Here is a 15,379-nt window from a genome sequence, read left to right as displayed (position 1 = left end):
TTTCAAATCAAACTTCAAATTCTTAATTCTTAATTCTTAATTCTTAATTCTTAATTCTTAATTCTTTTAACTTACTGAACTTCTTGATTTGACTTGACTTGCTTAGAGAAGGATTCTTACCTATATTATAGCAAATATTATGATAATTATCAATATTTTTTTAATTTTTTTATTTGTAATTTTTTCCAATTAATAGATGGCCCAAAGTTTGATTTGTAACTTTCATGTTGGTCACTTATACAGGGGCAAAAAAACAGGAGTAGAGGTCAGCCTCCACTCCCATTAACTTTTTTAAAGATTACATCATTGGCATACCGCCGCCCATGCCCCCCATACCACCAGGCATTCCAGGCTCATCTTCCTTGATATCTACAACAGCCGCTTCAGTTGTTAATAACATAGCTGAAATAGATGCAGCGTTTTGTAATGCAGATCTTGTTACCTTTGTTGGGTCTACTATACCAGCTTCAATCATGTTTACATATTTTTCATTTAATGCATCAAAGCCAATACCCTTTTCAGCATTCATCACTTTTTCTACAATAACAGAACCTTCAAGTCCTGCATTTTCAGCAATTTGTCTTACAGGCTCCTCTAAAGCTCTTCTAATAATTTGAACACCTGTTTTTTCATCTCCTGCAACTGTATCAATGATTCCTTCTACAGCTGAGATAACATTTGTCAATGCTGTACCACCGCCAGGTACGATACCTTCTTCAACAGCAGCTCTTGTAGCATTTAGTGCATCTTCAATTCTAAGCTTTCTTTCCTTCAACTCTGTTTCAGTAGCAGCACCTACTTGAATTACAGCTACACCACCAGATAATTTAGCCAATCTTTCTTGAAGCTTTTCTTTATCAAATTCAGAGGTTGTTTCCTCGATTTGTACTTTAATCTGATGAACTCTGTCTTTAATTGATTTTTGATCGCCACTGCCTTCTACAATAGTTGTATTTTCTTTGTCTACCTTTACAGTTCTAGCAGTTCCTAACATATCAAGGGTGACAGATTTTAGTTCATAACCTAACTCTTCAGAGATAACAGTCCCACCTGTTAAGATAGCGATGTCTTCCAGCATAGCTTTTCTTCTATCACCAAAACCAGGAGCTTTTACAGCTACACACTCAAAGGTACCCCTTAATTTATTGACAACCAATGTAGCTAGAGCTTCACCTTCAACATCTTCAGCAATAATTAATAATTTTTTCCCTTGTTGTACAATTTGCTCTAATACTGGTAGGATTTCTTGTATGTTAGAGATCTTCTTATCTGTAATTAAAACATATGGCTCATTTAATACAGCTTCCATTTTTTCTGTATCTGTTACCATATAGGGAGATAAATAGCCTCTATCAAATTGCATACCCTCCACTACATCTAAAGTAGTACCCATGGACTTAGATTCCTCTACAGTAATAACCCCATCTTTTCCTACTCTCTCCATAGCATCAGCGATTAAGCTTCCAATTTCTTCATCACCAGCGGAAATAGCTCCTACCTGTGCAACAGCTTCTTTACTTTCTACTGATTTAGAAATATTCTTCAATTCTTCTACTGCTACATTCACAGCCTTTTCAATACCTTTTTTAAGAATCATTGGATTTGCTCCAGCTGCTACGTTTTTAATACCTTCTCTAATAATAGCTTGAGCCAATAGAGTAGCTGTTGTTGTACCGTCTCCAGCCACATCGTTGGTCTTAGTAGCAACTTCCTTTACTAATTGAGCACCCATATTTTCATAGGCATCCTCTAATTCAATTTCTCTAGCTATAGTAACGCCATCATTTGTAATTAATGGAGAACCAAACTTTTTATCAATAACAACATTTCTTCCCTTAGGTCCTAATGTCACCTTTACAGTGTCTGCAAGCTTATTTACACCTGCTTCTAAAGCACGTCTAGCATTTTCACTGAATTTAATTTCCTTTGCCATTTTAATACCCTCCTTGACCGATTTAATTTCTCAATTATTTATGTATTATCTTGGGTTTATTCAACAATTGCCAAAATATCGTTTTGTCTTAAAATTGTGTACTCTTCACCATCAAACTTCACTTCTGTTCCTGCATATTTTGAGAAGATTACCTTATCTCCTACTTTTACTTCCATTGTAATCTCCTTACCATCTACTACTCCCCCTGGCCCTACAGCAACAACTTCAGCCATTTGAGGTTGCTCTTTTGCACTACCTGGTAGTAAGATACCACTTTTTGTTGTTTCTTCAGCTTCCACCTTCTTAATAACAACTCTGTCACCTAATGGTTTAATGTTCATAATTTAACCTCCTTAACAATATTGTTTTATTTTTATTTTTTCAAAATTTCTTGCCTGTCATTTTGTTAGCACTCATCATTAGAGAGTGCTAACTACATTTATAATATTATATAAAAGAATTTTACCAAGCAAACTCCACCATTTGCTATTATAACCAATTACACTTAATTATTACCATTTATCTAGCTATTTTATTATTTTTCATTATTTTCCTTAAAATTTCAAAAGCTATGGAATAATCCATAGCTCCTTGTAGTAAAAATCCATTAAAATAGATTTTGAATAACAGCAGTAACAGTTAAAAAAACCGGCTCTAGTAGTTGATAGAATATGGGTAAGAATACTGCTGGCAACATATTGGCAACGGAAACCCGTTTGATTTCTAATATATTAAAGGATATACCTACAATAAGAAGCCCTCCTACCGCCGACATCTCCTGTACTACACTTTCCACCAAAAGATATTTTACAGCTCCTGCTGTAAGTGTAATAAGTCCTTGATAAACAAAAACAGCTGCAGCTGAAAATATAACACCAATGCCTAAACTTGAAGCAAAAATAACGGAAGAAATCCCATCTAATAGTGATTTAGCGTAGAGGGTTTCATGATTTCCAGTTAACCCACTTTCTAGAGCACCTACAATTGCCATCGCCCCTACACAATAAATTAAGCTTGCAGTTACAAATCCTTTGGCAACAGAGCCCTCTCCCTTACCAGTTCTGTTTTCAATCCAAATTCCTAAGTTGTCCAATTTATCCGATACCTTCAACTTTTCCCCTATAATGCTTCCTAATACAATGCTAGTAATTACAACTAAAATATTTTCACTTTTAAAGGCTCCCATTAATCCAATTGCTAAAATACTTAGACCTAGCCCTTGCATAATGGTAACCTTATATCTATCTGGAATACCTTTTCTTAAGAGTAAACCTACAGTTCCCCCAACTATAATAGCTATTGCATTGACAATTGTTCCTAACATCTGAATCTATTCCCCCATTTTAAGTTTACTTTTTCCCAATTCCTAATTCTCTAGCATAGTAAAACAAATATTGCTGTCCGTAGCCTGCATACTCTCCATATCTTTCTCTAGCAAATTCCTGTATTACCCCCGCTGGTGTTTCTTTATTGAAATAAAGATGCTCCATAATTCGTTTGACCCACACATCTACAGGAAAAGCCTCCATTTTACCCATGGAAAAAAATAAAATACAATGGGCTACCTTCGGTCCAACACCTTGATAATTCATTAATTTCTTTTGACACTCCTGTAAATCCAATTTTTTTAAAGACATAAATTCATCTAGAGCCTTGATAACCTGACAAGAAGTGTGCTGAATATAAGGGGCTCGATATCCAGTTCCACAGGCTGTTATTTCTTCTAGCCTTAATGCTGCCAGTACTTGTGGTTCAGGAAAACTATACCTTTTTTCCCCCCAGAATTCCCCTAGATATTCCCCATACCTTTGGCATAGCAATTCAATAGCCCCTTTAATCCGAGGGATATTGTTGTTGGAGGATATTATGAAGGATATTAAGGTTTCCCATGGTTCCTGTTGCAAAATCCGGATGCCATTTCCAAAGGCTACAGCTCTCTTCATAATATGATCCCCATGGGTTAGCCTTTCCTTGATAGCTCCATAGTCTGTAGTAAGGTCGAAGTAGTCCATCCATATATCGATAAAGTCCTCTTTGGTGGTATTGAGAATAATTAAATCATTGTCTACTTTTTTTACGTTAATCACCTGCTTAAAGGCCACCCCCGTATAGCTGCCATCTTCCTCTCTAGTCCATCGAAAACATTGACCACACTCAAAGACATGTTGAGGTTCAAAGTCTTTTACATCCTTTATGATTACTTCCTTATTTTTATAAACAATATCTAACCGCATTCTTCGCTCCTTTATAGACTAGATCTCCCATCTAACCCCCTGTATTTCAGGTTGCTACAAGGATTTCACTTCACCTGCCATTAGTTAAAGATTGGATAATGTACATAATACAATTGATAAACAGGCATTCCTGTAGTAACATCAATAAATATCATGGTTTCCTGTTGATTGTGCATAGTTTTGAATCTATAGGTTAACCTCGGTTGATAACGGGTATAAAAGGATCGTACCACTGCTAAATCTTGATACTCCAGCATCCCAAACTCCTCTTTATGTCTTTCCTGCAGTTCCTCTGGAGAAAAGACCTCCTCCTGTGGCATTATCCTTGTATCCGTAAAGTCATTGGTATATTTTAAAACCTCTCCCGAGCTAGTAGATACATTAATGATAGAAGCATCGCTTACAATCCCAACATCTTCTTTAATAGGAGTAAATCTAAAGGAATATATTGCATCTCCTCCGTCTTTATCCTCCATATAAAACATTTCTTCCTTCATGTCACCTCGATAAAATTTATTCGTGAAATTTCTAGCAATGGCAATGGCCTCATTTTGTGATAGCATTTTGCCATTATAAATATTTTTTCTTAATTCAAAATTACGAATGTTTCCATCGGTAGCGTCTGCCCATACATAATAAGCTTCTTCTTTATCCTCAAAATAATTCACCTCATAATAATGGATACCATCTCTTATTATAACCTGGGGTTTTTCTTCCTTTATAGAAAAATCCTTTAAAAATGGAATTTTCTTTTCCACCTCTACTATAGCTTCCTCATAGGTTATATACTTAGGGTGTTTATTGGGAAGCTTACTATGCCTATAAAGTCTAGTAATTTCTTCAAGATTGTCAGAGATTTGAATTAATCCACCGTCACTGGCAATAGGATTTTTCAATTCCAATAGCCTGTCCTCTATGTTGTGATAAACCAATAGCAACCGCTTTAATTGCTCATTTACATTTTCTAGCATTTGGATATCTGCTTCTAGTAGTTGATTTTCATTAATTGTATATTGATTACTTAAATGATGATTAATAATATTTCTTAAGCCTTCTATACTAGACAAGCTCCTTTGCATCCTTTCATTGGGGTTTCTCCTGGTTTGATTTAGATCTACCCAATGATTAAAGGCCAATGTAAGGGTACCAACGGTTCTTTCAAGATTTTGAAGGGCTTGAGGAGAACCTGTATCTATCAGTTCCTGTATATACATAATGCTTTGTCTCATGTTGCTCTCTACATTAGAAGCAATGATGGTATTGACATGATTTATTTTTTCCTCTGCATCCTTTATATTTCTATAATAGACCATATTAATTATGATACTGCCTAATAATAATATCATCAGCATGGTTTTTGTATATTTTTTCATAGAGATAGCTCCTCCTAGCTTCTTTTCTACTATTTATCATACCACAAACATAGGAATTTGAGTATTAAAAATAAAAAAGTCTTCCTTGGGAGGATTCATTGGTTAACTTTTTTCAACAACTATTTCAAATAGTTTATCTAAAAGGTAATGTAGAAACTTTGATGGTGAACACTATGATGATTTATTTCCGTATCTCTTTGATACTTTTTTGTATCAAAGAGTTGTCTTCCTCCCTTATCGGTGGAATCCTGTTTGGTTATTGGTTTTTAAAAAGAAAGGAATACAGTTGATACATTTTTGAATCAATATTCTAAATTTTAAAAATATTAATTATTTTATCTGTTGTAAAAGCATCATTGTTGAGATTTATTTTTTGGCATAATAATTGCACTTAATTTGATAGTAGCTAGGCAAAACCAATTATATAAATCTTTATACTAAGGAGGTAATGTAAATGAGTACAGTTGCAACTGTAAATGCTGCAGACTATGTAGCAGATTTAATTGCAAGAGCAAGAAAAGCCCAAGAAATAGCCGATGGATTTACCCAAGAAAAGGTAGATCAACTGATAACAGCTATTGCTTGGAATATTACTAAAGATGGAGTTGCCCAAGAGATTGCCAAAATGGCGGTAGAAGAATCGGGGATGGGTAACTATGACGGAAAATATGGTAAATTGATGACAAAAATCAAAGGTCCCCTAAGGGACATGAAGGGACAAAAATCTGTAGGGATCATAGAAAGGGATACAGAGAAGGGATTAATGAAAGTAGCAAAACCAGTTGGGGTTATAGCAGCTCTAGTCCCCTGCACCAACCCAGAGGCCACACCGGTAGCCAAGGCTATGTTCGCCATTAAGGGAAGAAACGCCATTATTCTTTCACCCCACCCAAGAACCAAGAAAACCAATGCCCATATTACAAGTATCATAAGGGATACTTTAAAGAAATATGGAGCACCGGAGGATTTGGTTATTGCCATTGAAGAGCCCACCATGGAGGCTAGTAATGAACTTATGAAGCAAGCAGATCTAGTATTGGCAACTGGCGGTGGAGGACTGGTCCATGCAGCCTATAGCTCAGGAACACCCGCCTACGGAGTTGGTCAAGGAAATGCTGTTACAGTGGTGGATGAAACCGCCGACCTAAAGGATACAGCCAATAAAATTATGCGAAGCAAAACCTTTGATTATGCCACCAGCTGTTCAACAGAAAACTCCTGTGTCATTCAAGAAGGTGTTTATGATAAACTAGTGACATACCTGCAAGAAGAAGGTGGTTATTTAGTAGGTGCTGAAGAAAAAGAAAAGCTTCAAGCAGCTATGTGGGTGGATGGTCATTTAAGTCCAAAAATTATTGCTCAATCAGCCCAAACCATAGCAAAGGAAGCAGGAATAGATTTGCCAGAGGAAAAAACCTTCTTTATGGTAGAGGAAACAGGAGTAGGAGCCGCTTATCCCTTCTCAGGAGAAAAGCTTTCTGTGGTGACAACTCTATATAAATACAATGAATTCCAAGAAGCTATAGATAAAGTTAATGCCATAACCTCCTATCATGGACGAGGACATTCCTGCGGCATCCATACCTTTAATCAAGCACGTGTTGAAGAGTTTGCCCTAAAAACCAAAACAAGCCGTATTATGGTAAGACAGCCCCAATGTTTAGCCAACAGTGGAGCTTGGACCAATGGCATGCCAATGACATTGACCTTAGGCTGTGGAACATGGGGTGGTAACATTTCATCAGAAAATATCACATGGAAGCAATTAATTAATGTAACATGGGTATCTTCGCCAATAGAAAATACCATGCCTACCGATGAAGAGTTGTTTGGAGAGGTTATGAATGATTAATAATTTACTAAATACCCTATATTAAAATTGAGGAGGAATAAAAATGACACAAGCCATCATGAATTATGGTGAAAAGATAAAAAAAGATTCTTTAGCCTATAATCTTCATTCATGGAGTCCCCAAGGAGGACTAGCTCCAAAGGTTATTACAAAAGCTGAAGGTATTTACTTTTGGGATGCCGATGGAAAGCGGTATTTTGATATGTCTTCCCAGCTTGTTAATATGAATATTGGTCATGGAAACAAAAAGGTTGTAGAAGCTATTAAAGAGCAGACAGAAAAAATGGCTTTTATGGGCCCTGGTTATGCCTTCGATGTAAAATCAGAGGCTGCAAGGAAAATTGTAGAGGTTGCACCTGACAATATGGGCAAGGTTTTCTTTACTAATGCTGGCGCAGAGGCCAATGAAAATGCTATTAAAATTGCCAGAATGTATACTGGAAAATATAAAATTTTCTCAAGATATCGATCCTATCATGGGGCTACCTACGGTGCCGCTAATCTTACAGGAGAAAAAAGAAGATTCCCCAGCGAACCAGGGATTCCTGGATTCGTGAAGTTCTTTGATCCCTATCTATACCGGGCACCAATTGCCTTTAGTGATGAAAAGGAAGCCACCAAATATTATATAAGTCAGCTTAGGGAACAGATTTTATTTGAAGGTCCTGATAAAATTGCTGCCATCTTCTTAGAAACTGTAACCGGCAGTAATGGTATTATTATTCCACCAGAGGGTTACCTCAAGGGTGTAAGGGAGCTTTGTAATGAGTTCAATATTATGATGGTTTGTGACGAAGTTATGGCGGGCTGGGGAAGAACAGGAGAGTGGTTTGCGGTAAATCATTGGGATATAGAACCGGATCTCATCACTTTTGCTAAAGGGGTTACCTGTGGTTATGTTCCATTAGGTGGTGTACTTGTAAGTAAGGATATCGCTAAATTCTTTGATGATAACACCCTATGGTGCGGCTTAACCTATAGCGGTCATCCTTTGGGCTGTGCTGCTGCTATTGCTACCATCGATGTTTATAAAGAAGAAAAGCTTTTGGAAAACTCTAAGCGAATGGGTATAATTTTAGGAGAAATTCTAGAAAATCTTAAGACTAAGCACAAATGTGTCGGAGATGTCCGTTACATAGGTTTATTCTCTGGCATTGAATTAGTAAAGGATAGGACCTCAAAGGAACCTATCGTACCTTATGGTAATGACCCTGAAAAAATCATGAAAAAAATTCTTGGTATGTTAAGCAGTGAAGGCTTCGCCACCTATAACCATGACAATATTCTAATCGTAGCTCCTCCATTAACGATATCAGAGATGGAGTTAATGGAAGCAATGGATATCATGGATAAGGTTTTAGACTATGTTGACAATATGATTAGTTAAAAACGCTTCTAATAACTTCTGCAGATTTTTGAAATCTGCAGAAGTTATTTTTTAAAAAAGAAAAACCTGGAAAGCTATCCTAACTAGCTTTCTAGGTTTTTGATAAGCTCAATATATTTTATCTTTTACATATGTTCATCATGTAACCCTAGCAGTTTACATATTATGGTGAAGGCCTCAGCCCGAGTGATTGGACTTTTAGGGCTAAAGCTACCATCTGGATAGCCACTTAATATCTGATGCCCCACTCCTGCTTTTACATATTCTATTGCCCAGTCACCGATATCTTCCCTATCGCTAAAGCTCAATTCAGTATCAGCCAACAATTCTTTTTCAAAACCCTTTATCAACACCGTCACCATCTCTTCACGGGAGATATTTCTATTGGCCTTGAAGCGTTTCATAGGATAACCTGCAAAAATATCCCTTTCTGATACGGCGATGATGTAGCCCCTTGCCCATTTAGGTAGAGGATCTATATATCCAGAGAAAATTTTATTTTCTTCCTCTATTTTCAAGGCCTTTGCAATTAATACGGCTGATTCTGCTCGTGTAATAGGTTGATCAGGTCTTATGCTTCCATCGGGATAACCGCTAATGATCCCATGCCTTAGTAAAGTAACAATACAGTTGTGGGCCCAATGGGGAGTGCCTTGAGGTGTTAAATCATTAGGTATAAGAAGGAGTTCTTCGTCATCTTCTCCCGGTTCTTTAATTACTGGTTTTTTCTTATCTCTATCATTATCGTTGCCACTACCATCATTGATTAGATTTTGGTGGAGGTTAATGTGAAAAGATATATCTGCTGTTAAGTTTTGTAGTTCATTACCTGAATTTTTATCCATTAATAGTGTATATTTTAAGTCCACAAAATCATTCTTTCTAATTGTGAATTGATCTTCAACTGGTAGCATTAACCCATTTTTACTTTCATTACTGGAGATAGCTAATAATTCTCCTAAGCTTTTATCCTTAAGGATATTCTTATCAAAAGCAGTTAACTTACCCCTGGTTATGGTTAGTCTCATGTTCTCAATAAAGGAATCATACACCTCATCCCACCCATATGCTTTGTTAATATGTTTTAAATCGACATCGATGCCAAGGTTGCTGACTTTTATAGATTTATACTGATTATGAATCCGAATAATGCCATTCTTCTCTTTCCCTGGATACCATAGCTCATCACCAAACAAACTACCTTCTTGTAACCTAGTACCATTGTTATTAATAGTAATAGTTACATCAGGAGTGCTTTGTGTAACAACTGAATAGGTAAGTTCTATAATATCACTAGCAAAGAATCCTACAAGCAATATGAGGACAAGAAACTTTAGGGTCATTCCCAAGAGCTTTTTCTTATTTTTCATCTCCTTCACCTCCTGCTAAGATATTATCCACACTACTATCTATTTTACCTCTTTCCCCTTAGCTTCTCACCCTTCATAAGATTACTTTTTAATACTTACTTTGTGTTATTTTTATAGTGCAAAAGGAGTAGAAGAAAAAAGAAGTCTTCTTTATGAGGACTTCTTTTATGTTTCTATGTAACTATATAATCTACCGTGAATGGTTTACATGGTAGAAGTTGATCCTATGGCAACCTGAGAAGCCACAGAAGTCTGCTCCTATAAGAAGCTCTAGTTTATTTAATACAATTTCTATAGATTTTTATTCTTTAAAATAGTTTTGTAAAATAATGTAATGTTATATTTAATTGTTCTTTATTTCTTCTACTGTAGCTTCAGTTTCCTTGGACTCTTCTACCAAATACTTTAAGTCTAGGACATAAATAGAGGCTTCATCTACAATGTAAAATTGGGTTATATTTTGGGGATTGGATTTGTATTGATAAAGGATGGGCTTTTCTATTTCATCAGCAATTTTTACAAGATCTTCTATGGTTCTTACTCTATAATAATTATTATAGGCCTCTGCCTTTTCTTCATCCAGCGCTACCAACCGACTTCCATGGCTTTTAAATATCTTGCTCACTGTTTTCTCGAGCTTACTTTTAGGAGGCTTATTAGCCGTAAAGAAGATAAGATATATAAGTGCAATTAAGAAGATTCCTATAGGGGTTCCATACAAAAATATTTTTTTACTGTCAGTAGGTATCTCTACTTGTTTCGTCTCTTCAAGACTTTCCTCTTTTTCCCCCACCAGTTGTTTTTCTATAGCAAATTGATCTTGTCCAAGGGGAATGACTATTGCTGGAGATATTTTTTCTTCTACTGCTCCGTAATTGGTATCAGCTATTAAATTAATATGGATATAGAGAATTAATCTTGTGGATGTCCGTGCTTTTGTAGCCTCTGCTACCAAGTCTGCAAATTCATTGTATTCATCTAACTGAAAGGATATTCCCTCTTTGATAGCCATTTCTTTATCTGTCACTTCAAAGCTTTTCTTTGGGAGTATAGGAAAGTTTTTTTGCCAAATGACCTTTTCTCCTTCACCCTCTCTGGCGTAGCCCTCCATCACTGCAATAACTTTATAATCTCCTGTTATATCTGCTGAGGTTTCTCCGTAAAATCCATAGTGAAAGTCAGCTTTGATATAATCCACAAATTCTGTAAAATATATCTCACCTTCTTCTAAGCTCTCCTTATCAAACAAAATATTGGACTTTAAAAAAACCTCATAGTTAATATCTGAATTGGTTCTATAGCTATACAAAGAAACCTGTTCTTCTTTAAACTCCAGCTTCTTCATCTCATTGTATAGAGAAAAAGAAGTAATACCTATAATAATTGTCAAGATCAATATCAAGCTTATCCTTAGATTCTTATTCAAAACTATCTTCATGTGTCCACCTCCACATTTCTTTTATATGTGTAATAATTTCATAAACCATATTTTTTACCTGCTATAGATTATAATCATTTGGGGACATGGTTATTCCTTTATTTATATAATATCCTCAAACTACATTAAATCATAAAAACAACTACAGTAATCTAATGAAGGTGAATAGGAAAACCAAAGCTATAAATCACAAGAAAGGTTGTCACTAAAAATTTATAGTGCTTCCTACTTCTTTTTTTAACGTAAATAAATGGAATCATTAAGGCTAAGGACATTATCCCTCTAATAAATATACCTACTATAAAGGAATACTCAAAAATTGCTGCCATTAGAGGGTTTCCTTCAACGATTATTCCTTGAACTATGTCTATATAGGTTGAAATACAATCTAAGATTAGGGCTGAAAATACAAATATGACAGTTATTTACTCCTAATCTTTGGTTTGTCATAACTTTATAGCATCATTAAAAATAAACAGGGAGAAGTTTATATCCTCTCCCTGTTTATGAGGTTGATAGACTATTTGTTAAATTGCTTGAATACAGCTTCTGGACGGAAAGTATATGTTTTATTTTCCTGTACAGAATCGTTGGCTGTAAATGTAAAGCTTAAAGTAGCATAACCACCTACCGGAAGTTCAGTATTTACTAAATGAGCGGGTTCCCAGGGATTTGCATAGGTAGTAGTATTATCAAATTCCAATGGAGTTCCATCTTTATCAAAGAAACGAAGAGAAGCTCCAATTTGGTTAAAGTGAGTCCAATCACCATCTCTTGTATCCTGAATTCTATTCATTTTTACTGGAATAGTACTGTTGTTTGCTATTTTTAGTGTTACTTTCGCTACTGCACCAGGGTACATATTGCTAAAAGTAACATTTGCTATATCCCAATCATTATCTCCACTTCCATCTTGGGCATATCCTACATCACCTGTAACATAATCATCTAAGACTAGTATTGCTTCATCAACAAAATGAACGTCTAATTGTCCGGTATTTACTGTAGTGTTAATCTCAATTGAATCTGTCCACGCCGCATAACCAGCACCCATTAGTGCTACTGCTACGATAAGAGCTAATGCAATAAATCTTGTTTTTTTCATTCTAAAACCACTCCTCTTTTAAATTTTTAGGTTATATCAACCTTACACCTTTGATTATAGGGATTTTTTACAGGTTTTACCTCCTGCAAAAGAGTAGTTTTCTTGGCTAATTTTGTGCTATAGCAATAGTGCAAATTGTCTACTATACTACTACTTTTGTATAATTTATTCTTTTTGCAAAAGCTGTTGTTGTATTTTACTCTCTACTCCTACAGGCTGTACAACAAAAACAGGGTGTTTAACCCTGCCTACAATCTTTTCTTATTTAAAATTCTATATAATCCATTGGTGCATCTTTCTTTTGTTTTAAAAGGAGGGTTGGCCAACCCACTTTTGGTACTACTTTTTTAATTGTACCTCTAATATCCTCTGGACCTACCAATTCTGTATCTGGTGCCGAATTATTATCTCCCTGAGTCCGATAACGAAGGATTCCTTCATCGTCTTCTTTAATCTCTATGATTCGATGAGATATTAATATGCGTTCCCGTTGAAATTGAATAACATCTCCTACTTTCAGTTGATGAATATCCTTTATATCAGTTATTTTCTCCACTAGAATAACATCTCCAGGATAGATCATGGGCTCCATGCTTCCCGTAGCTACTACAGATGGATAAATGGGGAATACCCCTACTGCAAACCATATCATACCAATGGAGACTAAACTGGTAATCATCCAGCCCAATAAACCTTCTTCTTCATCTTCCCTTTTGATTTTTCTAGCCTCCTTACCATAGATACCTTGTATTGCTAATAAAGAAAATAGTGGACAAAGGATGCCTATAAGGGCTTTTGTAATCCATTGGAGATTTGGAAGGATAGGTGAAAGCCAATGAAACCCTTCAACTATAGCCCTATAAATAATTGCTGGCAAAGGTCCTCCTAAGAATACCAAATAGGTGGCTAGGAGGTTTTTACAAAACTCTGGGGCAAAGTATTGGGCTATGAATTTAACCACATCTTTAAGCTCTTTTAAATTAAAAAATCTATTCAAGGATATGGTAACAATCGTCATAAGTAATGCTATAAGAACAAAAACTAGATAATTCTCCTCCTTTGTTAGGTTGCTAATTAAATAGCTTCTTATGAATTCAATCCCTACTATGGCAGAACCTACTGTAATAATATTCATTAAAATCCCAATAGATGTATGACTATAGGGGCTTCTTCCAAAGCCATCAATGATTCCTGCCAGTATAGACACAACAATATAAATAATACCTAGATTGAGGGTCCATAGGTTTACAAATCCCCTAAGTCTTAGCTTGCCTTTAGGATGTGTCTTAGGAAACCACCACACCAAGAGGGTAAGCCCCATCCATAGGGCTGGCTTGATATAATAAATAAAAAGCTGGCTTCCCACACGAGAAGCCACCGATGAATTGTCTATGAGATATAATCCTATCATTAATCCAATTAATATAAGGCATTTTGAATTGGATTTTCTTGTTGGTAAATACTTTTTTTCTATCATCTTTTGTCCCCCTGTGTTTCTTTATTCTTCTCCATCATCTGAATTACTAGAACTACTAGTGCTATCTGAGCTGCTCGAGATTTCTGTACCCCTAGAATTACTTGTTGTCCTTGAACTTTTGGTACTACTTGCATTATCTGAAGTGCTGGTGGCATTGTCGGGGGTATTTGATCTATTTGCAAATTCTGTTGGCGTCGTGGCTTCAGTAGTATCTGTTGTATTTGTTGTGTCACCTGTAGTTGAGGCATCTGATGGATTTCCTGTGTCAACTGGTTTTACTGTACCTTCCTTTTGCTTAGGCTCTTCTTTATGTTCTTTTTCTTCCTTAGATTCTTCACTATTTAAACTATCTCTGTCACCATCAATATCTATACCTATAGCTATATCGCTATCAGCACTTATTTCTCCATCATCATGATCATCGTCTGTTAATTCTTCTTCTGTATATTCTACTTCGTCTTCTTCACATTCTCCCACTGAGCCTCCTCCACCACCTAATGCTATTTCTGGCACCTTAGGTTCAACAAGCGTTATGTTCCCTGTTATGGACAAACTTTTTTGCCAAAAACCATAACCACTGGACATAAAGAGGAGGGCCATCATGACACTGGCTATAATAATTACCATTCTTTTTTTCACTGTAACACCTCCCTATCAATGGAAGCTAAGCAACACCATTCCGTCTGCTTAGTCTATTTTTCAAACCTTTATATTAATCATCATTAAATTGTCTTACATTTAATTCTAAAGGGCTGTTAAAAGAACGTTGGATAGAATACTCAGAAGAATTTTGCAAAAGTTCTTGTAGGGAAATAGTTTGATTAAAATATCCACTGCTTTGTGGTTGGATGATTTGTCCCCCCAGCCTCACTGGAATGGTTCCTGTATTTTCTACAGAATAATTTAATGTTACCCATTGATTCACGTGCTCAGAGGGCACTTCACCTTCTATAGTTATCCTATCTCCATCCCAGGAAACTACTGGTGTTAAATGTACATCTGGTAATTCTATGCTAACGGAAGGATTCCTTGCAAATCGAACATCTAACCTCCCTGTAGTAATAGACGTAATTAGTTGTAAACCATCGTTCCAGTAGCCGTAGCTTACTCCTATAAGGTTCAGGAAAACGATGGCACCGATTAATAGGATATACTTCCCTATGGATTTTCTTTTTCTTTTCTTCTTTGCCAAAGGATACTCACCTCTCTT

At 36.0% G+C, this 15,379-nt stretch carries 14 protein-coding genes; 2 read left to right on the top strand and 12 right to left on the bottom strand.

What is annotated here, in order from left to right:
• Nucleotides 1-298: 298 nt before the first annotated feature.
• The 5 genes from groL to BLS22_RS01725 all read right to left on the bottom strand — a co-directional run bounded on the left by groL (nucleotide 299) and on the right by BLS22_RS01725 (nucleotide 5,540).
• On the bottom strand, nucleotides 299-1,933 hold the full coding sequence (gene groL, locus BLS22_RS01745; protein ID WP_090549448.1) for a chaperonin GroEL: 1,635 nt from the start codon (nucleotides 1,931-1,933) through the stop codon (nucleotides 299-301).
• A 56-nt stretch (nucleotides 1,934-1,989) separates the two neighbouring features.
• The gene (gene groES / locus BLS22_RS01740; RefSeq protein WP_090549445.1) at nucleotides 1,990-2,274 is read right to left on the bottom strand and encodes a co-chaperone GroES; all 285 of its coding nucleotides are present in this window, start codon (nucleotides 2,272-2,274) and stop codon (nucleotides 1,990-1,992) included.
• A gap of 266 nt (nucleotides 2,275-2,540) precedes the next feature.
• Complete coding sequence (locus tag BLS22_RS01735) at nucleotides 2,541-3,257, bottom strand: DUF554 domain-containing protein (RefSeq protein ID WP_090549443.1); 717 nt, start codon at nucleotides 3,255-3,257, stop codon at nucleotides 2,541-2,543.
• A 25-nt stretch (nucleotides 3,258-3,282) separates the two neighbouring features.
• The gene (locus BLS22_RS01730) at nucleotides 3,283-4,167 is read right to left on the bottom strand and encodes a DNA-3-methyladenine glycosylase family protein (RefSeq protein WP_090549440.1); all 885 of its coding nucleotides are present in this window, start codon (nucleotides 4,165-4,167) and stop codon (nucleotides 3,283-3,285) included.
• Nucleotides 4,168-4,247: 80 nt separating this feature from the next.
• Nucleotides 4,248-5,540, bottom strand: coding sequence for a PepSY domain-containing protein (locus tag BLS22_RS01725; protein ID WP_090549437.1), 1,293 nt, complete (start codon nucleotides 5,538-5,540; stop codon nucleotides 4,248-4,250).
• A gap of 454 nt (nucleotides 5,541-5,994) precedes the next feature.
• On the opposite strand from BLS22_RS01725, the gene BLS22_RS01715 reads away from it, so the two are divergent.
• Together BLS22_RS01715 and BLS22_RS01710 are read left to right on the top strand one after the other, a co-directional pair.
• The gene (locus BLS22_RS01715; protein WP_090549432.1) at nucleotides 5,995-7,392 is read left to right on the top strand and encodes an aldehyde dehydrogenase family protein; all 1,398 of its coding nucleotides are present in this window, start codon (nucleotides 5,995-5,997) and stop codon (nucleotides 7,390-7,392) included.
• A gap of 43 nt (nucleotides 7,393-7,435) precedes the next feature.
• A complete protein-coding gene (locus tag BLS22_RS01710; protein ID WP_090549430.1) occupies nucleotides 7,436-8,779 on the top strand; it encodes an aminotransferase class III-fold pyridoxal phosphate-dependent enzyme in 1,344 nt (447 codons plus the stop codon).
• Between the two features lie 125 nt (nucleotides 8,780-8,904).
• Here the strand turns inward: BLS22_RS01710 and BLS22_RS01705 are convergent, their stop codons facing one another.
• The 7 genes from BLS22_RS01705 to BLS22_RS01680 form a co-directional block, all read right to left on the bottom strand.
• Nucleotides 8,905-10,149: an S-layer homology domain-containing protein gene (locus BLS22_RS01705; RefSeq protein WP_090549427.1), complete on the bottom strand. Its 1,245-nt coding sequence runs from the start codon at nucleotides 10,147-10,149 to the stop codon at nucleotides 8,905-8,907.
• A gap of 343 nt (nucleotides 10,150-10,492) precedes the next feature.
• A complete protein-coding gene (locus tag BLS22_RS01700; protein WP_090549424.1) occupies nucleotides 10,493-11,587 on the bottom strand; it encodes a DUF5305 family protein in 1,095 nt (364 codons plus the stop codon).
• Between the two features lie 152 nt (nucleotides 11,588-11,739).
• Nucleotides 11,740-11,970 carry a DUF5658 family protein gene (locus BLS22_RS15585; protein WP_408633650.1) on the bottom strand — a complete coding sequence of 77 codons (231 nt, stop codon included), beginning with the start codon at nucleotides 11,968-11,970 and terminating at the stop codon, nucleotides 11,740-11,742.
• Nucleotides 11,971-12,107: 137 nt separating this feature from the next.
• Nucleotides 12,108-12,692, bottom strand: a complete 585-nt coding sequence (locus BLS22_RS01695; RefSeq protein WP_090549421.1) for a hypothetical protein — start codon at nucleotides 12,690-12,692, stop codon at nucleotides 12,108-12,110.
• Nucleotides 12,693-12,957: 265 nt separating this feature from the next.
• Nucleotides 12,958-14,169: a signal peptidase I gene (locus BLS22_RS01690; RefSeq protein WP_090549418.1), complete on the bottom strand. Its 1,212-nt coding sequence runs from the start codon at nucleotides 14,167-14,169 to the stop codon at nucleotides 12,958-12,960.
• Nucleotides 14,170-14,190: 21 nt separating this feature from the next.
• Nucleotides 14,191-14,808: a hypothetical protein gene (locus tag BLS22_RS01685; protein WP_090549416.1), complete on the bottom strand. Its 618-nt coding sequence runs from the start codon at nucleotides 14,806-14,808 to the stop codon at nucleotides 14,191-14,193.
• Nucleotides 14,809-14,881: 73 nt separating this feature from the next.
• Nucleotides 14,882-15,361: a hypothetical protein gene (locus BLS22_RS01680; RefSeq protein ID WP_090549413.1), complete on the bottom strand. Its 480-nt coding sequence runs from the start codon at nucleotides 15,359-15,361 to the stop codon at nucleotides 14,882-14,884.
• Nucleotides 15,362-15,379: the final 18 nt, after the last annotated feature.

Source organism: Natronincola ferrireducens, from assembly GCF_900100845.1.
GTDB lineage: Bacteria > Bacillota > Clostridia > Peptostreptococcales > Natronincolaceae > Natronincola_B > Natronincola_B ferrireducens.
The sequence above is the reverse complement of the archived record's forward strand: the minus strand, read 5'-3'. Positions and strand labels throughout refer to the sequence as shown.

Bases quoted from the DNA above. Each gene is read 5' to 3' on its own strand.
- groES (WP_090549445.1), bottom strand. From the start codon at position 2,274: ATGAACATTAAACCATTAGGTGACAGAGTTGTTATTAAGAAGGTGGAA.
- BLS22_RS01690 (WP_090549418.1), bottom strand. From the start codon at position 14,169: ATGATAGAAAAAAAGTATTTACCAACAAGAAAATCCAATTCAAAATGC.
- BLS22_RS01735 (WP_090549443.1), bottom strand. From the start codon at position 3,257: ATGTTAGGAACAATTGTCAATGCAATAGCTATTATAGTTGGGGGAACT.
- BLS22_RS01730 (WP_090549440.1), bottom strand. From the start codon at position 4,167: ATGCGGTTAGATATTGTTTATAAAAATAAGGAAGTAATCATAAAGGAT.
- groL (WP_090549448.1), bottom strand. From the start codon at position 1,933: ATGGCAAAGGAAATTAAATTCAGTGAAAATGCTAGACGTGCTTTAGAA.
- BLS22_RS01705 (WP_090549427.1), bottom strand. From the start codon at position 10,149: ATGAAAAATAAGAAAAAGCTCTTGGGAATGACCCTAAAGTTTCTTGTC.
- BLS22_RS01700 (WP_090549424.1), bottom strand. From the start codon at position 11,587: ATGAAGATAGTTTTGAATAAGAATCTAAGGATAAGCTTGATATTGATC.
- BLS22_RS01725 (WP_090549437.1), bottom strand. From the start codon at position 5,540: ATGAAAAAATATACAAAAACCATGCTGATGATATTATTATTAGGCAGT.
- BLS22_RS01710 (WP_090549430.1), top strand. From the start codon at position 7,436: ATGACACAAGCCATCATGAATTATGGTGAAAAGATAAAAAAAGATTCT.
- BLS22_RS01695 (WP_090549421.1), bottom strand. From the start codon at position 12,692: ATGAAAAAAACAAGATTTATTGCATTAGCTCTTATCGTAGCAGTAGCA.
- BLS22_RS01715 (WP_090549432.1), top strand. From the start codon at position 5,995: ATGAGTACAGTTGCAACTGTAAATGCTGCAGACTATGTAGCAGATTTA.